This is a genomic window from Amycolatopsis balhimycina FH 1894, from assembly GCF_000384295.1.
Classification (GTDB): Bacteria; Actinomycetota; Actinomycetes; order Mycobacteriales; family Pseudonocardiaceae; genus Amycolatopsis; species Amycolatopsis balhimycina.
The window spans coordinates 9,743,288-9,762,974 of record NZ_KB913037.1; the positions used below are offsets into that span (position 1 = coordinate 9,743,288).

Genomic DNA, 19,687 nt, shown 5'->3' on the forward strand with positions numbered 1-19,687 from the left:
AAAGGAGGTCACTGGATGAGCTGGTACGACGCGAAGCCCTGGCTCGCGAGCTACGACGAACGGGCGCGGGCCGCGGGACCGGCGAAGCCGACGACGCTGCCCGAGTCGTTCCGCCGCGCCGCGGACCACGTCCCGGACCGGGCGGCGATCGCGTACTTCGACGCGCGGCTGAGTTATCGCGTCGTCGACGAGCTCTCCGATGGCGTCGCGCGCTACCTGGCGGCACGCGGCTTCACCCGCGGCGACCGGCTCGCCCTGGTGCTGCAGAACATCCCCCAGTTCGTCATCGCCCTGCTGGGCGCGTGGAAGGCCGGCGGGATCGTGGTGCCGGTCAACCCGATGTACCGCGGACGCGAGCTCACCCACGTGCTCACCGACGCCGGCGTCAAGGCGATCGTCTGCTCGCAGCGGGGCTGGAACGCCTACATCGCGGACACCGTGCGGCACAGCCCGGTCGAGATCGCGCTCACCACCAGCGAACTGGAGTTCCAGACCCGCGACGACGAACGCGTGCTGGGCAAAGTCACCCGCGAGGAGACCCCGGGTGCCGCCGAACTCCTCGACGCCGCGGCCACGCCGGGCCCGAAGCCCCCGGAACCCGCCTTCGCCCTCGGCGACACCGCGTTGATCAGCTATACCTCCGGCACGAGCGGCACACCGAAGGGCGCCACCAACACCCACGGCAACGTCGGCACCAACGCCGCCGCCCTCGGCGCCTTCAGCGGCCTGCCCGCGGGCTCGACGCTGTTCGGGCTCGCGCCGCTGTTCCACATCACCGGCATGGTCTGCGAGATCGGCTCGGCGATCGACATCGAGGGCACCCTGGACCTCGCCTACCGCTTCGAACCCGGGGTCGTTCTGGACGCCTTCCTCGAGCACAAGCCGTCGTACACGGTCGGGCCGTCTACCGCCTACATGGCGTTGATGGCCCACCCGGACTTCAGCCGCGAGCACTTCGCGTCGTTCGCGCTGCTCTACTCCGGCGGCGCCGCGCTGCCGCCCGCCGTCGTCGAGGCCTTCCGCGCGAAGACCGGGCACTACATCCACAACGGCTACGGCCTCACCGAAACCACGGCCGGCTGCGTCGTCGTCCCCGGCACGCTGGAAGCCCCGATCGACCCCGCGTCCGGCACCATCTCCGTCGGGCTGCCGGTGCCGGACACGATCGTCCGGATCCTCGGCGAGAACGGCGAAGAGCTGCCGCCCGGGCAGGCGGGCGAGATCGCCGTCGAGGGCCCGATGGTCGTCTCGGGCTACTGGAACCGCCCGGATGCCACCGCTGAAGCCCTGCCTGGCGGGCGGCTGCTCACCGGCGACATCGGGTTCATGGACGAACGCGGCTGGGTCTACGTCGTCGACCGCAAGAAGGACATGATCAACGCGTCCGGCTTCAAGGTCTGGCCGCGCGAAGTCGAAGACGTCCTGTACACGCACCCGGCGGTGCGCGAAGCCGCCGTCGTCGGGATCGCCGACGAGTACCGCGGCGAGACGGTCAAGGCGTACGTGAGCCCGGCACCGGGCGCGACCGCGGACCCGCAGGAGCTGGTGGCCTGGTGCAAGGAGCGGCTCGCCGCCTACAAGTACCCGCGCACCATCGAAGTCCTCGACGAGCTGCCGAAGACCACGAGCGGCAAGATCCTGCGCCGCGAACTGCGGGCCAGGGGGTAGCCCGGTGGTCGAGACCGTCCGCGGCGCGATCGCGCCCGAAGCGCTGGGCAGTGTGCTGATGCACGAGCACCTCTTCGTGCTCAGCCCCGAGTTCGCCGCCAACTACCCCGAACACGAAGGATTCCGGGAGGACGAGCACGTCCCCGAAGCGATCCGGCGCCTGAAGGAGCTGAAGGCGGGGTGTCCGAAACGGACATCACGACCATGCTCGTCGACAACCCGCGGCGGTTCCTGGCCTGGCGTGGCTGAGCCGTTATCCTGAAGCGTCCTGAGAGGGGGTACTGCGGTGACCCGAGCAAGCACCCGCAAACCGGGCGAGGCCGGCGACGACCAGGCCGCCGTGCCCCGGCGGCTGCTGGAGCACGCCACGAAGCTGTTCGCCAAGAAGGGCTTCGACCGCACGTCCGTCCAGGAGATCGTCGAGGCCGCGGGCGTCACCAAGGGCGCGATGTACCACTACTTCGGCTCGAAGGACGACCTGCTCTACGAGATCTACGCGCGCGTCCTGCGTGAGCAGACCCGGCAGCTAGAGAGCGTCGCCTCGTCGGACGCCCCGCTGCGGGAACGCCTCGCCGCCGCCGCGTCCGACGTCGTCGTGTCCAGTATCGACAACCTCGACGACAACACGATCTTCCTGCAGTCGATGCACCAGCTGTCCCCGGACAAGCAGAAGGCGGTACGCGCCGAGCGCCGCAAGTACCACGAGCGCTTCCGCGGCCTGATCGAAGAAGGCCAGGACTCGGGCGAGTTCCGCACGGACAAGCCGGCCGACGTCGTCGTGGACTTCTTCTTCGGCTCGGTGCACCACCTGGGGTCGTGGTACCGCCGCAGCGGCTCGCTGACGGCCCGCCAGATCGGCGACCACTACGCGGACCTGCTCCTGGACGCCCTCCGCCCGCCAGCAGGCTGATTCATCGAAAGTGCGCTAGTGGCGCTGGAGGTGGTCGAGCAGCAGGGCGATCACCTCGTCCGGCGCTTCCATCGCCATCCACTGGCTCGCGCCCTCGATGATCTGGAACCGGTACTCCGCGTCGATGTGGTGGACGGTCAGCTCGGCGGCGCCCTGGCCGAGGTAGGGGTCTTCGCGGCCCCAGAGGTAGAGCGTCGGCACGGTGATCGGGCCGGCCGGGATGTCGAAAGCGTCGTTGGTCGCGCCGCGGTACCAATTCAGCGTGGCGGTGAGCGCACCCGGTTCGGAAAGGCGCGCGATGGCGCGTTCGACGAATGCGGCGGGAATCCGGCGGCTGTAAACAGCCCGTAATTGCGCGGCTTCGTCGCGTAAGAGGTATTTCTCGGCTTTGCCGACGGCGCGCCGGAAGAAGCGGATGTAGCCGAGATCGTGGAACTGCCCGTCGTCGGTGGCGGTCGCGCACTGGAGCGCCGCCGGGTGCGGCGTGGAGAGCACGGTCAGTGAGCGCAGCCGTCCGGGGTGCGCGGCCGCGAGCGCCCAGGCGACCATGCCGCCCCAATCACGGGCGACCAGGTGGAACTTCTCCGCGCCCTGGCTGTCGGCGAAGGCGAGCGCGTCGCCGACGAGGAGGTCGAGGGAGTAGCGCTCGACGCCGTCCGGCCGCGCACCGGCGGCGTAACCCCGCTGGTCAACGGCCAGTGCCCGGTAGCCGGCCTCGCCGAGGGCGTGGAGCTGCTCGATCCAGGCGTCGGCGAACTCGGGCCAGCCGTGCAGCAGGAGCACGAGCTCACCCGACGCGGGTCCGGCCGCGAGGGCGCTGTGGTGGTGATCACCGACGGTGATGGTCAATTCTTCCAGCGTGCCGGGAGCTCCGGCGTCCGTCGGCGCGACGGCGGTTTCCATGGCGCACAGGCTAGATCCGGAAGGCAGGCGAAACCAATGGGGGGAAGGGCACTTTTGCCTCCCTTTTGCCCTTGAGGTGGCCTGGCTCACAGAATTTTCGCTCAGGTGAGCGAAAATACGAAAGAACTTGAAGAGTATTCATGAAATCGCCGGATCCGGGGGTGCGCGAGCGTAGCGGGACGCGCACGGACGGCGTTCGGCTCGCGCAGCCGCGGCCGGGCCCAAAGCCGTGAAGGCCACCTTGAGGAACATAGAGTTCCTGAAGGTGGCCTTCACGTCAAAGCCGCGGTCAGGCGGGCAGGTTCACCAGGTCCGCCAGCCGGGCCCGGTGCTTGCCCGGGGTGCCCAGGGCGATCTCGTCCGCCTTGGCCCGCTTCAGGTACAGGTGCGCCGGGTGCTCCCACGTCATTCCGATGCCGCCGTGCAGCTGGACGGCCTCCTCCGTGGCCTTCACCGCGATCGGCGCGTTGCGGGCCTGCGCCACCGCCACCGCGATCGGCACGTCGGTGCCCGTGGCCAGCGCGTCCGCCGCGTTGCGGGCCGCCGCGCGGGCGAGGACCAGGTCCGTGTACAGGTTCGCCAGCCGGTGCTTGAGCGACTGGAACCCGCCCACCGGGCGGCCGAACTGGTACCGGCCCTTCAGGTAGCGCACCGTCTCCGTGAGCGCCCACTCGGCGACCCCGGTCTGCTCCGAGGCCAGGATGCCCGCCCCGAACAGCAGGGCGTTCTCCAGCGCCGCGGCCGCCGCCGGGCCCGAGGCCACGAGCACCGCCGGGGCGTCCGACAGCACCACGTCGGCCACCCGGCGGGTCAAATCGAACGACACCAGCTCCGACACCGTCGCGGCCGGCGCCTCGACCACGTACAGGCCCGGGCCGTCGGGTCCCGCGGCCGGGACCACGAGCAGGTCGGCCACCGACGCGTCGGCGACCGTCCCCACGCGCCCGCTCAACTTGCCCTCGGGTGAGGCGGTGACCGACGACGGGAACCCCGCTCCCGGGGCCGTCGACAGCGGCACGGCCAGCGCGCCGATCGCCTGCCCGGCCGCGAGCCGGCGGACGAAGCCGCCGGCCGAAGCCGAAACCAGCGCCGTCGTCGCCAGCACGACGCTGCCGAGGAACGGCACCGGCGCCACACTGCGGCCCAGCTCCTCGGCCACCACGGCCACCTCGCGGGCCGACGCGCCGTGCCCGCCCAGCTCCTCCGGCACCGCCAGCCCGGCGACGCCGACCTCTTCGGCCAGCGTGCGCCACAGCTTCAGGTCGTACGGCTCCGCCGTCTCCACGCGGGCCAGCAGCGCCTCGGCCGAAGCCTTGTCCGAAAGCAGGTCCCGGACCGAAGCCCGCAGGTCCTCCTCGACTTCGGAATACAGCAGGTCACTCATCGGGGGAGGTCCTTCCAGGCGACGTCCTTGTCGACGCGCGGCTCCGAGGGCAGCCCCAGCACGCGCTCGGCGATGATGTTGCGCAGGACCTCCGAGGTGCCGCCCTCGATGGAGTTGCCCTTCGCGCGCAGGTAGCGGTAACCGGCCTCGCGGCCGGTGAAGTCGACGATCGCCGGGCGCCGGAACGACCAGTCGTCGTAGGCCAGGCCCTCTTCGCCGAGCAGCTCGACCTCCAGGCCGGTGAGGGCCTGGTTCAGTTCCGAGAACGCGACCTTCATGGCCGAGCCTTCCGGCCCGGGCGCGCCCGCTGTCAGCTGCTGACGCAGCCGGGTGCCGGCCAGCCGCAGCGTTTCCGCCTCGACCCAGTGCTGGACGAGCCGGTCGCGCAGCGCCGGCGTGCGCAGCTCGGGCCGCTCACGCCAGGTCTTCGCGACGATCCCGATCAGCCCGCCTTCGCGCGGCAGGACGTACCCGCCGATCGCGACGCGCTCGTTCATCAGCGTCGTCTGCGCGACTTTCCAGCCCTCGCCGACCGCGCCGAGGCGCTGGGTGTCCGGGATCCGGACGTCGGTCAGGAAGACCTCGTTGAACTCGGCCTCGCCGGTGATCTGGCGCAGCGGCCGGACCTCGACGCCGGGCGCGGTCATGTCGCACAGGAAGTACGTCATGCCCTGGTGCTTCGGCACGTCCGGATCGGTACGGGTGACCAGGATCGCCCACTGCGACTCGTGCGCCCCGGACGTCCACACCTTCTGGCCGGTGACGACCCAGTCGTCGCCGTCACGGACGGCGCGGGTGCCGAGCGCGGCGAGGTCGGAGCCGGCGCCCGGTTCGCTGAACAGCTGGCACCACACCTCCTCGCCGGTCCACAGTGGACGCAGGAAGCGTTCGCGCTGCTCCGGCGTGCCGAAGGCGAGGATGGTCGGCGCGGCCATGCCGAGGCCGATACCGATCCGCCGAGGGTTGTTGTCCGGTGCGCCCGCGTCCGTGAAGACATCGTCCACAACGGACTGCAGCGCGCGCGGCGCGTTCTGCCCGCCGAGCCCGGCGGGGAAGTGGATCCAGGCGAGGCCGGCGTCGAACCGGGCCCGGAGGAACTCCAGGCGGTCGGTCGACGCGGGGTCGTGCGACGCCAGGAACTCGGTCGCCTGGCGGGTCAGGTCTTCGGCGGTGACAGTCACTTCGCGCCCTCCGAGAGGTACTTCTTCAGTTCGCGCCGGGCCAGGGAGCGCTTGTGGACCTCGTCCGGCCCGTCGGCCAGGCGCAACGTGCGGTTCCCGGCCCACATCGCGGCCAGCGGGAAGTCCTGGCTGACGCCGCCCGCGCCGTGCACCTGCACGGCCTTGTCGAGGATCCACTCGACGGCGACCGGGGTGGAGATCTTGATGGCCTGGATCTCGGTGTGCGCGCCCTGGTTGCCGACGGTATCCATCAGCCACGCGGTCTTGAGCACCAGCAGCCGCTGCTGCTCGATCTTGACGCGGGACTCGGCGATCCAGTCCTGCACCACGCCCTGCTGAGCGATCGGCTTGCCGAACGCCTCGCGCGAGATCGCGCGGCGGCACATGAGCTCCAGCGCCCGCTCGGCCATGCCGATGGCGCGCATGCAGTGGTGGATGCGGCCCGGGCCGAGCCGGGCCTGGGCGATGGCGAACCCGTCGCCCTCGCCGGCGATGAGGTTCTCGACCGGCACGCGGACGTCCTCGAACAGCACTTCGGCGTGGCCGCCGTGGTCGCTGTCGTCGTAGCCGAAGACGTGCATGCCGCGCTTGACCGTGACGCCCGGCGCGTCGCGGGGGACCAGGATCATGCTGTGTTGTTGCCGGCCCCCTGCGGGGGCCCCACCCCGACCAGGCTGCTTGTGCGGCGCGGCGTCCGGGTCGGTCTTGCCCATGACGATGAAGATCTTGCACGCGGGGTTCATCGCGCCGGAGATGTACCACTTGCGGCCGTTGACGACGTACTCGTCGCCGTCGCGGCGGATGGCCGTCTCGATGTTGCGGGCGTCGGAGGAGGCGACGTCCGGCTCGGTCATCGCGAACGCCGAGCGGATTTCGCCGTTCAGCAACGGTTCCAGCCACTGCTTCTGCTGCTGCTCGGTGCCGAACATGGTCAGCACTTCCATGTTCCCGGTGTCCGGCGCGGCGCAGTTGAGCGCGGTCGGCGCGAGCCGGATGCTGCGGCCGGTGATCTCCGCCAGCGGCGCGTACTGCAGGTTCGTCAGGCCCGCGCCGTGGTCGCCGGGGAGGAAGAAGTTCCACAGGCCCCGCTTGCGCGCCTCGGCCTTGAGCTCTTCGACGACCGGCGGGATGGCCCACGGGTCGTCGCGTTCGGCGAGCTGCTGCTCGAACACCGGCTCGGCGGGGTAGATGTGCGAGTCCATGAACTCGAGGAGCTGCCCGCGCAGCTCCTCGGTCTTCTCGTCGAACGCGAAGTCCATTTACTTCTCCTCTTTGAGAATCTCGTTGCCGTGCGCGATGAGCGGCGCGACCCCGGCGCCGACGCCCTCGAAGCCCGCCCCGACCGTCTGGCCCTTGCTGAAGCGGTAGTAGATGCCTTCCAGGATCACGGCGAGCTTGAAGAACGCGAAGCTGACGTACCAGTTCAGCTGCGAGACGTCCCGCCCGGAGCGCTCGGCGTAGCGGGCGACGACCTCGTCGGTGCCCGGGTAGCCCGGCGCCGAGCTGGCGTTCGACACGAACTGCAGCGACACCTTGTCGCGTTCGGCGTAGGCCACCAGCAGGGCGAGGTCGGTCAGCGGGTCGCCCAGTGTCGACATCTCCCAGTCGAGCACCGCCGAGATCCTGTCGGTCTCGTCGACCAGCACGTTGTCCAGGCGGTAGTCGCCGTGGATGATCGACGGCTTCCCGGACACCGGCACCGCCGCCGCGAGCCGGTCGTGCAGCTCCTCGATGCCCGGCAGGTCGCGGCTGCGGGAGGCGTCGAGCTGCTTCTTCCACCGCCGCAGCTGCCGTTCCAGGAAGCCGTCCGGGCGGCCGAAGTCACCCAGCCCGACGGCGGCCGGGTCCACCGAGTGCAGGTCGACGAGCGTGTCGACCAGCGCGTCGGCGATCGCCGCGGTGCGCTCCGGGCCGAGCGCCGCGAGTTCGCCGGCGGTCCGGTAGGGCGTGCCCTCGACGAAGCTCATCACGTAGAACTGCGCGCCGACGACGTCGGTGTCCTCGCACAGCAGCAGCGCTTCGGGCACCGGCACCGCGGTGTCGCGCAGGCCGGAGATCACCCGGAACTCGCGGCTCATGTCGTGCGCGGTGGGCAGCACGTGCCCGAGCGGCGGGCGGCGCACCACCCAGCGCGACCGGCCGTCGCCCACCACGTAGGTGAGGTTCGACCGGCCGCCCTCCACGACGTCCGCGGTCAGCTCCCCGGCGACCAGCCCGGGCCGGTGCGCGTCCAGGTGGGCGCGCAGGCGGCCCAGGTCGAGACCCGGCGGGTCGGTGCGGCTCATCGTGCCTCCTTCAGGCTTCAACCCCGGGAGCATACCGACTAGTCGGTATGACGGATAGAGCGCGTGGCGGGCGGCACTTTCACGGGAAAGTGCCGCCCTGGCGACGTCACGCCAGGAACCGGGTGACCCATTCGGCGACGCAAGCGGGCTTCGCCTCGCCGTCGATTTCGATCGTCCACTTCGACACCGCCTGCTTGCCGCCCGGGATGTCGGTGATCTCCACCAGCTCGGCCCCGGCGCGCACCTTCGAGCCGACCTTCACCGGCTGCGGGAAGCGGACCTTGTTGAGGCCGTAGTTGATGCCCATCTTGATCCCGTTGACCCGGTAGATCTTCGGGCCGAACGCCGACAGCAGCGACAGCGTCAGGAAGCCGTGGGCGATGGTGCCGCCGAACGGGCCCGCGGTCGCCATCGGCTCGTCGACGTGGATCCACTGGTGGTCGTCGGTGGCGTCGGCGAACTGGTTCACCCGGTCCTGGGTGACCTTCAGCCACTCGCTGTAGCCGAGGTGCTCGCCGGCCGCGGCGGCGAACTCGTCGAGGTTCTGGAACTCCCGCATCGGCCTCAGTCCTTCGGTCCGCCGGCGACGTAGACGACCTGGCCGGAGACGAACCCGGCGCCCTCGCTGACCAGGTACGACGTCAGGTGGGCGATGTCGTCGGGGGTGCCGACGCGCTGCACGGGGATCTGCGACGCGGCCGCCGCCTTGAAGTCCTCGAAGCTCATGCCGAGCCGTTCGGCGGTCGCCGCGGTCATGTCGGTGGCGATGAAGCCGGGCGCGATCGCGTTCGCGGTGACGTTGAACTTGCCCAGCTCGATGGCGAGGGTCTTGGTGAAGCCCTGCATGCCGGCCTTGGCGGCGGAGTAGTTGACCTGGCCGCGGTTGCCCAGTGCCGAGGTGCTCGACAGGTTGACGATCCGGCCGTACTTCTCCTGGGTCATGTACTTCTGCACCGCGCGGGTCATCAGGAACGAGCCCTTGAGGTGCACGTCGAGCACGGAGTCCCACTCCTGCTCGGTCATCTTGAAGATCAGGTTGTCGCGGGTGATGCCGGCGTTGTTGACGAGCACAACGGGCGGCCCGAGCTCGTCGGCGACGCGGGTGACGGCCGCGTCGACCTGCTCGGCGTCACTGACGTTCAGCGCGACACCGACGGCCTTGCCGCCCTTGGCGACGATCGCCTCGGCGCCCTGCTTGACGCCGGCCTCGTCCAGGTCCAGCAGCCCGACGGCGAAGCCGTCCTCGGCCAGCCGCGCCGCAACGGCGGCGCCGATGCCACGGCCGGCACCGGTGACCACGGCGACACGGGAAGGGGAATCGGTCACGGGGGACCTCCTCGTCGTTGAGAAACGGGCTCGTGCCCGCCAGCCTACTAAGCGGTTGGTTTCTCGACGATACGCGGGAGGAGCCCCCGATGTGGTGCAGGCATGCGCTGGATCATAGCGGTCGGCACAGGTCAGTACACCGAACGCGACCGCCGGTTGCCCAACGTCATCGACTCTCCGGGATCGCCTGCGGCAGGGGCCGTGCGGCGATGGCTCTGGACTGTCGATGGATTGTCGACGTCGACGTGCATGGTGTCGATGCACGGACGAGAGGGGCCTGCCGGCGGGGGACTCCAGGAGGGCAGGCGGGACGCGTTTTCAGTGGCAAGAGGGAGAGAAAGAATGAAGATTCGCAGTAAGGTACTGGGATTCTTGTCGTCGGTCCCGTTGGTTGTCGCCTTGAGTGTGGCGGGGGGCGGAGTCGCCCACGCTGCCGGTGACGGTGACGTCGTCAACTTCAACAACGTCGGTAGCGAGATGTGCGCGGAGGCCATCGGGGCCGGCAACGGCGTTCCCGTGGTCCAGCGGCCCTGCGACGGCGCGAACACCAACCAGAAGTGGGTGTTGTCCCGGCTCGGCAGTGTCTACGAGTTCTTCAACGTGGGCGCCGCGAAGTGCATGGATGTCACGGACGGCAAAAACGCCGATCACACGCCGATCCAGCTGTGGAGCTGCAACGGCAGCACGAGCATGCAGTGGACAGCCAACCCCGGCTTCGGCGGGGTCGCCCAGGTGAAGTCGCAGACCGGCGGGCGCTGTCTCGACGTGTTCGGTGACGTGGGTCAGCAGCTGCAGCTCATTCACTGCACGGGCTTCGGCAACCTCGCGCAGGTCTGGAAATTCCCGCTGGCCTGAACCACCGACGCCGGGCGCCCGGGCGCGTCGGCAGTTGCTCCCCTGCCTGATGATCCATTCGGGCAGGGGAGTGTTTTTCCGTGTTCATCAGGATTTCGTCACTTTCCGGCAGGTCTCGGTCGATTGACATAAGACATCATACGACTTACGTTATTTGAATCCCAGGGTCGACGGAGCCTCTGGGCAGTCCCCATGGGGGAGTGTGATCAGCCATGATTCAGCGACGTCTGTGGCTCGTCGTCGTGGCGGCAATGGCCATGGCGGGGTGTTCGACCTCCACGAGTACCTCGACGAGTGCGCCGACCTCTCCGGGGAAGGTCGGGGGTGACCTGACCATCTGGGTGGACGCGGCGCGCCTGCCGGTGGCACAGGCCTATGCCAAGGCGCATCCCGGCGTCCACGCGAACATCGTCACCTTCGACGGCGACGGCAACGGTGCGACCACGTTGCAGACGAAGATCCAGCTGTGGAACCGGACCGGCAAAGGCTGGCCGGACGTCATCTTCAGCGAGCAGGTCAACGACCCGGTGTGGATGGCGCAGAAGCCGTTCGACTTCGCCGCACCGGTCAAGGACCTCATCCCGCAGGACGTGCTCGGCAAGTGGCCGGCGAGTTCGACCGCCCAGTGCACGATCAACGGCACGCAGTACTGCGTGCAGGACAACCTCGCCCAGGTCGTGCTCTGGGTCAACAAGAAACTGATGGACCAATTCCATTACACGGTACCGAAAACCTGGCAGGAGTGGGCGAGCCTCGGTGACAGGGTCGCCAAGGAACACCCCGGCTACATCGTCGGGAACATCGGTGACTCGTTCGGCCACTGGATCTACCTGTGGGGCAACCAGTGCCCGCTCGAGCAGGTGAACGGCACCGCCGTGCGCATCGATTCGACGGACTCGCACTGCACCCGCGTGGCCGGTCTGCTCGACCCGCTGATCAAGAACGGGACGGTGCCCCCGCTGAGCGTGTTCACCCCGGACTTCGCCCAGAAGTACGGCGGCGCCGACAACAAGGTCCTGCTGATGCCGGGGCCGTCCTGGTACGCCCAGGCGGTCTTCGACCAGGCGCTGCACGTCCCGGCCAAGCAGATCACGGCCGCGCCGCCGCTGCAGTGGGGGAACGAAACGCCGGTGACCACCGGCCAGGTCGGTGGCGGGCCGTGGATCATGTCCAGGCACTCCGCCAACCTCGCGACCGCGGCGGACTTCGTCACCTGGGCCACGACCGTTTTCAACCCGAGTGGCACCGACACCCGGCCCGGCTATCCGGCCTACGCGCCGCTGGCCGCCAAGTGGCTGGAGCAACAGGCCACCAGCGCCTACTTCGCCGCCGATCCGACGCCGGCGCTCAAGGCCGCCGCGGACCAGATCTGGCCGGGCTGGAACCTGGTCTCGTACCCGGACCAGCCCGTCTGGTCCACCAGCGTGGTCACGGAGCTGGTGGCGGGAAAGCCGTTGAGCTCATTGCTGGAGCCGTTCGGGAAGGCGCTCAAGCAAGCGGCACAGGCGGCCGGATATGCGGTCAACTAAGACCGCAGAAGCAGGCGCACCCGCCGTCAAACCGGCGGGGGCGCCTGCTTCGCGCAAACGGGGCAAGCACACGTGGCCGGGCCTGGTGTTCGTCGGGCCCTACCTGCCGTTCCTCCTCGCGTTCGGCGTCCTTCCGATGCTCTACGCGCTGGGCCTCGCCTTCACGGACGACGCGGGCGGCTGGGCCGGCTTCCGCAACTTCGCCCGCACCTTCGGTGACTACCGCTTCCTTCCCGCGTTCGGGCACGTCCTGCTCTACACGAGCGTGTGGCTCGGCTCCCTCGTCGTGCTCGTCGTCGGGCTGACGCTGCTGCTGCACGGCCGCGCGAACCGGGTCTCGTCGGCCTTCCGCTTCCTGTTCTACATCCCCGGCGCGCTCGCCGGGGCGTCGTCCGTGCTGGTCTGGCTGTTCATGCTCGACCCGGCCGTCAGCCCCGGTTCGTTCCTGGTGCGCGATGTGTTCGGGGCAAACCTCTTCGTCGAGTCGATCGCGCCCGGCAAGCTGCCCTTCATCTTCGCGATGATCGCGTTCTGGACCGGGGCCGGCGGCTGGGTCGTCATCATGTACGGCGCCCTGAACACGATCCCGCAGGAGCTGGAGGACGCCGCGCGCATCGACGGCGCCGGCCCGGTGACGATCGCGCTGCGCATCAAGCTTCCGTTGATCCGCAAGTGGATCGCGTACATGGTGATCCTCTCCTTCGCGACCGGAACACAGCTCTTCGTCGAGCCGCAGCTGGTGAACCAGGCCAGCCTCGGCCTGGTCCCCGACACCTGGTCGTCCAACCAGCTCGCTTTCCAGCTGGCGTTCCGCTACGCGGACTTCAATGCCGCCGCCGCCATCTCCGTCGACTTGCTCGCGATCGGATTGCTCGCCGCGGCGCTCATCGTGACCCGTACCGGACTGTTCAGGACGGACGACTGATGCGACTCGCCGCGCGTGGCCTCCGGTTCGCGATCCTCGCCGTGTTCGCCGCGTTCTTCGTGGTGCCGCTGGCCTGGTTGATCCTCGCGCCGACGAAGTCCGACGAAGCCCTCGTCTCCAGCGACCCACTGGCTTTCGGCAGTTTCGGCCAGGTCGCGCTCGCGTGGCAGCACCTGGACGCCTTCAGCGATCACCTCTACCGCATGTGGATCGGCAACTCGCTGCTGTATGCGGTGAGTGCGACCGCGATCGTCCTGGTGACGGGGATTCCCGCCGGCTACGGCCTCGCGTTCGGGCGCTTTCCCGGCCGGCGACTGGTGCTGACCCTGACACTCGTCGTGATGATCATGCCGGCGGCGGCTCTGGTGCTCCCGATCTTCCTCGAACTCAACTCCGTGCACCTGATCGGCAACGTCCTCTCGGTGATTCTTCCGTTCGCGTTCTACCCGTTCGGGGTTTACCTCGCGTATCTCTATTACGCGACCGCGGTCCCCCGCGAACTGCTGGACGCGGCGCGCATCGACGGCTGCGACGAATGGTCCACGTTCCGGCACATCGCGCTGCCGCTGGCTAAGCCGGTGGTCGCGCTGGTCCTGTTCTTCAGCTTCGTGGCCGACTGGAACAACTTCTTCCTGCCCTACACCGTTCTCGCGGATTCCACGCAGTACCCGATCCAGGTCGGCCTGTCGGACCTGCTGTCGTCGACGCCTTCGTTCAACCCCGCCGTCGGTGGCGGCGGCCAGCAGGTGAACATCTTCCGGCCGGAACTGGCTCTCGCCACGCTGCTCGCGGTCATCCCGGTGGCGATCGTGTTCATGCTGTCGCAGCGCGCGCTGGTGCGTGGGCTGGTCGGCGGCGGGGTGAAGGAATGATCCCCGGCGGCGGGGGCTCAGCCGGTGGGACGGCGTCGCTGCCAGGACGTCGCGATGTGCTCGGCCATCAGCGAACCCGCCGCGTCCGGGTCTCCGGCCTCGATCGCTTCGAGCACGGCGAGGTGCTGCTGGTTCGACAGCCGGCGATGCTTGAGGGCGGAGTGACCGACGTAGCGCGGGCTGCGCCGGGCCTCGGCGTGCACCGTGTGCACGATCGCGCGTCCGAGCCGGTTCCCGGACACGAGCATGATCCGCTCGTGGAACGCCACGTCGATGTCGTCGAGGAGGTCCGGTTCCCGCACCGCCGCGTCGAGCCGGGCCATGAGATCCCGCAACTCGGCCACGTCCGCCGGGGTGGCCCGGCGCGCCGCCTCCCGGGCCATGCTCGATTCGAGGGAGGTGCGCACGTCGATGAGCTGATCGAGAACGTCGTACCTCTGGTCGTGCCGCACGATGGCCGCCAGGAGCGCAGGATCGAGCAGGTTCCACGACTCCTGGGCCGACACCAGCGTGCCGACACCCTGCCGGGCCTTGACGAGTCCCTTGGCTTCCAGGGACTTGATCGCTTCGCGGACGACGGTCCGGCTGACCCCGAACGTTTCGCACAGCGCGGACTCGACGGGCAGCAGCTGGTCGGGCTGGATCACCCCGCTCGCGATCAGCTCGACGAGGTGGTCGACGACGGCGTCGGCCCGGCGGCCACGCTGTGGCGGCGCGTCCGGAGGCGGAAACGCGACCGTGCTCATCGATCACCTCCCCATCATTTGGCACTTTTCATCATATGTACTACGACTTACGTTGTCGATCTAGGCGCGGGCCCGAGACCCAACGATCGGCTCCGTGGAGGGTTGACATGCGGATCACCGGGTTCAGGAGCCTGACGACGGTCCAGGAATGGGGCCGCCCGGTCGGGGACGCCAACGGCATCTACGCGAACGGCGTGGTGAAGGTGCCCCTCGTGCTGCTCGACACCGACGAGGGCATCACCGGTGTCGGTTTGGGGCCGCACCCGCAGATCGAGGAGATCTTCCCGGCGATCGAAGGGGAGGATCCGCGGGGGGTGGCCGCGCTGTACGACCGGATGCTTCGCTGGACCTTCAAGGCCGGCCACGCCGGCGCGGTCTTCGGCACGATCGGCGCCCTCGACTCCGCGTTGTGGGACATCAAGGCGAAGGCGGCCGGGCAGCCCTTGTGGCGCCTGCTCGGGGGGCGTGACCGGTGTGTGCCGGCGTACGCGTCGGGCCTCGACATCGCCTTGCCGGAAGCGGAGCTCGCCGCCACCTACCGGGCGTACGCCGAACGCGGGCTGCGCGTCGCGAAGGTCAAGGGCGGCCTCGACGTGGACCAGGACCGGCGGCGGTTGAGCCTGGTCCGGGACGTGCTGGCGGACTTCTCGCGCGGAGTGCGTCCGGGCCTGATGCTCGATGCCAACGAGTCATGGACGCGCAAGCAGGCCCTGCGCCACATCGGCGAGCTCGAGCGCACGCTCGACCTGACCTGGGTGGAAGAGCCGGTCCGCCGCTGGGACGCGCCGGGGCTCGCGGCGGTGGGGAGGGGCATCCGTGCCTCGGTGGCCACCGGGGAGAACCTCACCGGGCTGGAGCAGTTCCGCCCCCTGCTGGCGGCCGGCGCGGTGGACATCGTGCAGACCGCGTCGGTCTGGGGAGTCACCCACTTCCTGCGCGTCGCGGCGCTGGCCCACGCCCACGACCTCCCGGTCAGCCCGGTCGGCACCACGCCCGCCGGACTGGTGCACGCGGCGACCGCGGTGCCCAACCACATCGTCAGCGAGCTGCAGGATCTGCGTCCACCCGTCGGCCTGACCGTGGACCACGAGATCGAGGACGGCGCGTTCGTGCTCGGCGACGGCCCGGGACTCGGCATCCTGGTGGACGAGGAGGCCGTCCGCGCGCTCGGCAGCCTCCCGCGGGACGACGTGCGAACCACCCCCGGCGTCCGGCCCGAACGGGCCGGCAGGCGGCTCCTGGCCGAGCCCGCACCGGGTGACGTCCTCGCGACGCCCGTCGGGCCCGCCTGAGCCCTGCGTCACCGTTTGCAGGGCCCGAAGTACAGGCATTCGATCAGCGCCCGCGGGTCGAGGTACCGCGCGCGGGGCTCGAGGGTGTCGAGCAGCGGGGCGATCGGGCCGAGGTCGACGGTGCCGCCCGCGGTCAGGGGGAAGATCCGCTCGCCGGTGTCGTGTTCGGCGCAGCCGCTGCCGCGCAGGTTGCCGGCCGCGACGACGGTGAACACCTCGTCGCCGTCGTCGCCGAAGGTGAAGTAGCTCTGCAGCCGGACCGGCGTGGCGTCGGCGACCTCGTTGATGTGCTGTCCGCCGAAGGTGGCGGGGTAGAGCCAGCCGGCGGTCGGGTCGTCGGCGAACCAGGCCTCGCCGGGATCGCTGTCGCCGTCGAGGTGCCAGCCCCGCGCGGTGAGGAACTCGTGCACGCGGCGCTGACGGGCGAGCGCCAGTTCGGTCGGCGGCGTGGTCATCGTGCATCCCTTCGGACGAGGCGGGTTACCCGCGCTCAGTGTCGTCCCCCGGGGCGTGCCACGAACGGGTGACCCTGTCCGTGGACCGTGACGGGTGACGGCGGGTGCTAGACGATCCTGGCCGCGATCAGCTGCTGCCAGATCTCGCCCTGGTCGACGACCTCGACGCCGTGCTTCTCGGCCTTGGTCAGCTTGCTCGCCCCGACGTCGGCGCCGGTGATGAGCAGGTCGGTGCTCGCCGAGACCGACGACGCCGTGGTGGCGCCCGCCTTCTCGCAGAGCCGCTGGAAGGTCGGGCGCGCGACCTTCTCGCCGGAGCGCGGATCGCTGATCGTGCCGGTGACCACCACCGTCTTGCCCGCCAGCGGCGCACCGGCCGCGACGACCTGCGGCAGGTCTTCCTCCCGCACGTCGAGGGAGACGCCGGCCTCGCGCAGGCGCTCGAGTTCCGGCCGCAGCCGGGTGAGGTGCTCGATCAGCGAGGCGGCGACCTTCGGCCCGATGTCCTCCACGGCTACGAGCCCGTCCACGCCCGCGGCCGCGACGTCTTCCAGGGAGCCGAACCCGGCCCGGCACAGGCGGGTGGCCGTGCCTTCGGACGCCATCGGGATCGCCAGCCCGATCAGCGCCCGGCGCAGGCCGACCGAGCGGCTCGTGTCGATCGACTCGATCATCCGCGTGGCCGAAACCTCGCCGACGCGGTCGAACTCCAGCAGCCTTTCCTTGGTCAGCCGGTAGAAGTCCGACGGGTGCTCGAGAAGCCCCGCCTCGGCCAGCCGTTCGATCCACACCCCGCCGATCGCGTCGATGTCCGCCGCCGCCCGTGAGGCCCAGTGGATCAGCCGCCGGACGGTCTGGGCCGGGCAGGAAACGTTGGTGCAGAACAGTTCCCGGCTCTTGCCCTGCTCGGTCAGCGGCTGTCCGCACGACGGGCACGCGTCCGGCGGGACGATCTCCCGCTCGGCGCCGGTGCGTTTCGAGGCGTCCAGCACGCCGGCGACGAACGGGATCACGTCGCCGGCGCGGCGGACCAGGACGGTGTCGCCGATCTTGATGCCGCGGGCGCGGATCACCTCCTGGTTGGCCAGCGTCGCGCGGGTGACCGTCGTCCCGCCCACGAACACCGGTTCCAGCCAGGCGACCGGGGCGATCTTGCCGGTCTTGCCCACGTCCCAGACCACGTCGGCCAGCACGGTGGTCTTCTCCTCGGCCGCGAACTTGAACGCCAGCGCGCCGCGGGGCGAGCTCGACCGCGTCCCGGCGGCGGCGTAGGCGTCGCGGTCGGCCAGCCGCAGCACCGCGCCGTCGAGGTCGTAGTCCAGGTCGTTGCGCTGCCGCTCGATCTCGCCGATCACCTCCTGCGCCGACGCCGCGTCGGCGCAGCGCCGCATGTCGGCCGCGGTGAAGCCGAGCGTGTGCAGCGCGCTGCCGAGGTCGGTCTCCGCGCTGTCGGGTTCGGTGAGCAGGTCGAAGGCGAAGAACCGCAGCCTCCGTTCGGCGACGGTGGCGGGGTCCTTGGCCCGCAGCGTGCCCGCCGCCGCGTTGCGCGGGTTGATCAGCGGCTTGTCCGGGTGCGCGGCGTTGTAGGCGGCGAACGTAGAGCGCAGCATGACCGCCTCGCCGCGGACCTCGACGCGGCCCGGTGCGCCGACGCGCTCGGGGATCCCGTCGGTCAGCGCCCGCACGAGCACCGTGACGTCGTCGCCGGTCGTGCCGTCCCCGCGGGTGACCGCCCTGGCCAGGCGGCCGTCTTCGTACACGACGGCCAGCGACAGGCCGTCGAGCTTCGGCATGACCACCACCGGCTGGCCGGGGAAACGTTCGAAGAACGCCACGACCTGGTCCGGCGTGGTCGCCTTGTCCAGCGACAGCATCGGCCGCGAGTGCCGGATCGGCGCGTGCAGCACCGCGGGCGCGCCGACCTCGTCGAGGGGGTTCGGGTCGGGTGCCAGCTCCGGGTGCGTCCCGATCAGGCTCCGCAGCTCGTCCTCGATCGCGTCGTACTCCGCGTCGGCCACCAGCGGCGAACCGCGGTAGTAGGCGTCGCGCAGCACCACGATGCGGTCGGCGAGTTCCTGGATGCGTTCCTGAGCGTTCACGCCTCAGGACGTTACCGGGCACCACCGACACTGGGACAACCAACAAAAGCGGTTGCCGTCCCTTCGTCGCCTTGGCGTGGGACGACTGGCGGGCCGAAGCCGCGTTCGCGACGCGGTTCGTGGCCGTTCTGGAGGAGCTCCAGGGCTACGATGAAGATCATGCGATTCGCCATCAAGACCTCGCCCCAGAACACCGAATGGGCCGACATGCTCGCCGTGTGGCAGGCCGCCGACGAAATCGAGCTGTTCGAATCCGGCTGGACCTTCGACCACTTCTATCCCATTTTCTCCGATTCGACCGGGCCCTGCCTGGAGGGCTGGGTGACGCTCACCGCGCTGGCACAGGCGACCAAGCGGCTCCGGCTGGGCACGCTGGTCAGCGGCATCCACTATCGCCACCCCGCGCTGCTGGCGAACATGGCCACGACGCTGGACATCGTCTCCGGCGGCCGGCTGGAGATCGGCATCGGCGCCGGCTGGAACGAAGAGGAATCGGGCGCGTACGGCATGCAGCTCGGTTCGGTCAAGGAGCGCAGCGACCGGTTCGAGGAAGCCTGCGAGGTCCTCGTCGGGCTGCTGACGCAGGAGACCACGACGTTCCAGGGCGAGCACTACCAGCTCACCGACGCCCGGTGCGAGCCGAAGGGCGTGCAGCGGCCGCATCCGCCGATCTGCATCGGCGGCAGCGGCGAGAAGCGCACCCTGCGCACGGCCGCGAAGTACGCCCAGCACTGGAACTTCGTCGGCGGCTCGCCCGAAGAGTTCACCCGCAAGCGTGAGGTGCTGCACCGCCACTGCGCGGACGTCGGCCGCGACCCGGCCGAGATCACGCTGTCCTCGCACGTCCGGCTCGGCCCGGACCTCGACTACGCCCAGGTGGCCGCCGAAGCGGAGGCGCTCGGCGAAGCCGGCCTGGACCTGGCGATCGTCTACCTGCCGCCGCCGCACACCCCGGCCGTGCTGGAGCCGCTGGCGAAGGCGCTGGAACCGTTGCGCTGAACCGGGTGCCGCCCCGGCGCCGCTGGGGCCGGTAGGCGGAGACGCGGATCCGCAGGACGCGGACGTCGAAGGCTCGCCGGAGGTCTTGAATGACTCATTCAAGACCTCCCAAGACCTGAATGAGTCATTCAAGACACCGCGGCAGCGGCCGCCACGCGCTCGGCCCGGGTGTCACCCACCTCAGTGGATCTTGCCGGGCGGACTCGGCCGGCCGGTCACCGAGCGTGGTGCGGCCGACCGGGCGAAGGGCCTCCGGGA

19 protein-coding genes are annotated in these 19,687 nt (G+C 69.9%); 9 read left to right on the forward strand and 10 right to left on the reverse strand.

Annotation, left to right across the window (positions count from 1 at the left end):
- Window positions 1-15: 15 nt before the first annotated feature.
- From A3CE_RS0144950 to A3CE_RS0144960, 3 genes are read left to right on the forward strand one after another with little or no spacing between them, the layout of a single operon-like run.
- Window positions 16-1,668, forward strand: coding sequence for an AMP-binding protein (locus A3CE_RS0144950; RefSeq protein ID WP_020646681.1), 1,653 nt, complete (start codon window positions 16-18; stop codon window positions 1,666-1,668).
- A gap of 4 nt (window positions 1,669-1,672) precedes the next feature.
- A complete protein-coding gene (locus A3CE_RS0144955) occupies window positions 1,673-1,930 on the forward strand; it encodes a phosphotriesterase family protein (protein WP_020646682.1) in 258 nt (85 codons plus the stop codon).
- 24 nt (window positions 1,931-1,954) lie between these two features.
- Window positions 1,955-2,578 carry a TetR/AcrR family transcriptional regulator gene (locus A3CE_RS0144960; protein WP_020646683.1) on the forward strand — a complete coding sequence of 208 codons (624 nt, stop codon included), beginning with the start codon at window positions 1,955-1,957 and terminating at the stop codon, window positions 2,576-2,578.
- A gap of 15 nt (window positions 2,579-2,593) precedes the next feature.
- Here the strand turns inward: A3CE_RS0144960 and A3CE_RS0144965 are convergent, their stop codons facing one another.
- The 7 genes from A3CE_RS0144965 to fabG form a co-directional block, all read right to left on the reverse strand.
- Window positions 2,594-3,481, reverse strand: coding sequence for an alpha/beta fold hydrolase (locus tag A3CE_RS0144965; protein WP_020646684.1), 888 nt, complete (start codon window positions 3,479-3,481; stop codon window positions 2,594-2,596).
- Between the two features lie 289 nt (window positions 3,482-3,770).
- On the reverse strand, window positions 3,771-4,865 hold the full coding sequence (locus tag A3CE_RS0144970) for an acyl-CoA dehydrogenase family protein (protein ID WP_020646685.1): 1,095 nt from the start codon (window positions 4,863-4,865) through the stop codon (window positions 3,771-3,773).
- Window positions 4,862-6,046: an acyl-CoA dehydrogenase family protein gene (locus tag A3CE_RS0144975; protein ID WP_020646686.1), complete on the reverse strand. Its 1,185-nt coding sequence runs from the start codon at window positions 6,044-6,046 to the stop codon at window positions 4,862-4,864. Before A3CE_RS0144975 ends, A3CE_RS0144970 begins: the two co-directional genes overlap by 4 nt.
- Window positions 6,043-7,305 carry an acyl-CoA dehydrogenase family protein gene (locus A3CE_RS0144980; RefSeq protein ID WP_020646687.1) on the reverse strand — a complete coding sequence of 421 codons (1,263 nt, stop codon included), beginning with the start codon at window positions 7,303-7,305 and terminating at the stop codon, window positions 6,043-6,045. The genes A3CE_RS0144975 and A3CE_RS0144980 overlap by 4 nt, the downstream gene beginning before the upstream one ends.
- Window positions 7,306-8,331 (reverse strand): phosphotransferase family protein, encoded by a 1,026-nt coding sequence (locus A3CE_RS0144985; protein ID WP_020646688.1) that lies wholly within the window; start codon window positions 8,329-8,331, stop codon window positions 7,306-7,308. It lies immediately after the preceding gene.
- Between the two features lie 106 nt (window positions 8,332-8,437).
- Window positions 8,438-8,890, reverse strand: a complete 453-nt coding sequence (locus A3CE_RS0144990) for a MaoC family dehydratase (RefSeq protein ID WP_020646689.1) — start codon at window positions 8,888-8,890, stop codon at window positions 8,438-8,440.
- A 5-nt stretch (window positions 8,891-8,895) separates the two neighbouring features.
- Window positions 8,896-9,657 carry a 3-oxoacyl-ACP reductase FabG gene (fabG, locus tag A3CE_RS0144995; protein ID WP_020646690.1) on the reverse strand — a complete coding sequence of 254 codons (762 nt, stop codon included), beginning with the start codon at window positions 9,655-9,657 and terminating at the stop codon, window positions 8,896-8,898.
- A 405-nt stretch (window positions 9,658-10,062) separates the two neighbouring features.
- Between fabG and A3CE_RS0145000 the strand changes: the two genes are divergently transcribed.
- The 4 genes from A3CE_RS0145000 to A3CE_RS0145015 all read left to right on the forward strand — a co-directional run bounded on the left by A3CE_RS0145000 (window position 10,063) and on the right by A3CE_RS0145015 (window position 13,838).
- Window positions 10,063-10,512 carry an RICIN domain-containing protein gene (locus A3CE_RS0145000; protein ID WP_020646691.1) on the forward strand — a complete coding sequence of 150 codons (450 nt, stop codon included), beginning with the start codon at window positions 10,063-10,065 and terminating at the stop codon, window positions 10,510-10,512.
- Between the two features lie 212 nt (window positions 10,513-10,724).
- Window positions 10,725-12,041, forward strand: a complete 1,317-nt coding sequence (locus A3CE_RS0145005) for an ABC transporter substrate-binding protein (protein ID WP_245589710.1) — start codon at window positions 10,725-10,727, stop codon at window positions 12,039-12,041.
- Window positions 12,028-12,966 carry a carbohydrate ABC transporter permease gene (locus A3CE_RS0145010; RefSeq protein ID WP_051183839.1) on the forward strand — a complete coding sequence of 313 codons (939 nt, stop codon included), beginning with the start codon at window positions 12,028-12,030 and terminating at the stop codon, window positions 12,964-12,966. Before A3CE_RS0145005 ends, A3CE_RS0145010 begins: the two co-directional genes overlap by 14 nt.
- On the forward strand, window positions 12,966-13,838 hold the full coding sequence (locus A3CE_RS0145015; RefSeq protein WP_020646694.1) for a carbohydrate ABC transporter permease: 873 nt from the start codon (window positions 12,966-12,968) through the stop codon (window positions 13,836-13,838). The genes A3CE_RS0145010 and A3CE_RS0145015 overlap by 1 nt, the downstream gene beginning before the upstream one ends.
- 17 nt (window positions 13,839-13,855) lie before the next feature.
- On the opposite strand, the gene A3CE_RS0145020 is transcribed toward A3CE_RS0145015, so the two are convergent.
- On the reverse strand, window positions 13,856-14,584 hold the full coding sequence (locus tag A3CE_RS0145020; protein WP_020646695.1) for a FadR/GntR family transcriptional regulator: 729 nt from the start codon (window positions 14,582-14,584) through the stop codon (window positions 13,856-13,858).
- A 107-nt stretch (window positions 14,585-14,691) separates the two neighbouring features.
- On the opposite strand from A3CE_RS0145020, the gene A3CE_RS0145025 reads away from it, so the two are divergent.
- Window positions 14,692-15,876, forward strand: a complete 1,185-nt coding sequence (locus A3CE_RS0145025; RefSeq protein WP_020646696.1) for a mandelate racemase/muconate lactonizing enzyme family protein — start codon at window positions 14,692-14,694, stop codon at window positions 15,874-15,876.
- An 8-nt stretch (window positions 15,877-15,884) separates the two neighbouring features.
- Here A3CE_RS0145025 and A3CE_RS0145030 read toward each other — a convergent pair whose 3' ends face one another.
- Both A3CE_RS0145030 and ligA read right to left on the reverse strand, forming a co-directional pair.
- Entirely contained in the window at window positions 15,885-16,331 is a 447-nt protein-coding gene (locus A3CE_RS0145030; RefSeq protein WP_020646697.1) for a hypothetical protein, read from the reverse strand.
- A gap of 107 nt (window positions 16,332-16,438) precedes the next feature.
- Entirely contained in the window at window positions 16,439-18,430 is a 1,992-nt protein-coding gene (gene ligA / locus A3CE_RS0145035; RefSeq protein WP_020646698.1) for an NAD-dependent DNA ligase LigA, read from the reverse strand.
- Window positions 18,431-18,589: 159 nt separating this feature from the next.
- Between ligA and A3CE_RS0145040 the strand changes: the two genes are divergently transcribed.
- Window positions 18,590-19,429 (forward strand): LLM class F420-dependent oxidoreductase, encoded by an 840-nt coding sequence (locus A3CE_RS0145040; protein WP_026469477.1) that lies wholly within the window; start codon window positions 18,590-18,592, stop codon window positions 19,427-19,429.
- Window positions 19,430-19,687 lie beyond the last annotated feature (258 nt).

What these genes read in the sequence shown, in the direction of transcription:
- A3CE_RS0144950 (WP_020646681.1), top strand. Translation starts at nt 16, where the DNA reads ATGAGCTGGTACGACGCGAAGCCCTGGCTCGCGAGCTACGACGAACGG.
- A3CE_RS0145020 (WP_020646695.1), bottom strand. Translation starts at nt 14,584, where the DNA reads ATGAGCACGGTCGCGTTTCCGCCTCCGGACGCGCCGCCACAGCGTGGC.
- A3CE_RS0144990 (WP_020646689.1), bottom strand. Translation starts at nt 8,890, where the DNA reads ATGCGGGAGTTCCAGAACCTCGACGAGTTCGCCGCCGCGGCCGGCGAG.
- A3CE_RS0145015 (WP_020646694.1), top strand. Translation starts at nt 12,966, where the DNA reads ATGCGACTCGCCGCGCGTGGCCTCCGGTTCGCGATCCTCGCCGTGTTC.
- A3CE_RS0144980 (WP_020646687.1), bottom strand. Translation starts at nt 7,305, where the DNA reads ATGGACTTCGCGTTCGACGAGAAGACCGAGGAGCTGCGCGGGCAGCTC.
- A3CE_RS0144965 (WP_020646684.1), bottom strand. Translation starts at nt 3,481, where the DNA reads ATGGAAACCGCCGTCGCGCCGACGGACGCCGGAGCTCCCGGCACGCTG.
- A3CE_RS0144970 (WP_020646685.1), bottom strand. Translation starts at nt 4,865, where the DNA reads ATGAGTGACCTGCTGTATTCCGAAGTCGAGGAGGACCTGCGGGCTTCG.
- A3CE_RS0145010 (WP_051183839.1), top strand. Translation starts at nt 12,028, where the DNA reads ATGCGGTCAACTAAGACCGCAGAAGCAGGCGCACCCGCCGTCAAACCG.
- A3CE_RS0145030 (WP_020646697.1), bottom strand. Translation starts at nt 16,331, where the DNA reads ATGACCACGCCGCCGACCGAACTGGCGCTCGCCCGTCAGCGCCGCGTG.
- A3CE_RS0145005 (WP_245589710.1), top strand. Translation starts at nt 10,725, where the DNA reads ATGATTCAGCGACGTCTGTGGCTCGTCGTCGTGGCGGCAATGGCCATG.
- A3CE_RS0144985 (WP_020646688.1), bottom strand. Translation starts at nt 8,331, where the DNA reads ATGAGCCGCACCGACCCGCCGGGTCTCGACCTGGGCCGCCTGCGCGCC.
- A3CE_RS0145040 (WP_026469477.1), top strand. Translation starts at nt 18,590, where the DNA reads ATGCGATTCGCCATCAAGACCTCGCCCCAGAACACCGAATGGGCCGAC.
- A3CE_RS0145025 (WP_020646696.1), top strand. Translation starts at nt 14,692, where the DNA reads ATGCGGATCACCGGGTTCAGGAGCCTGACGACGGTCCAGGAATGGGGC.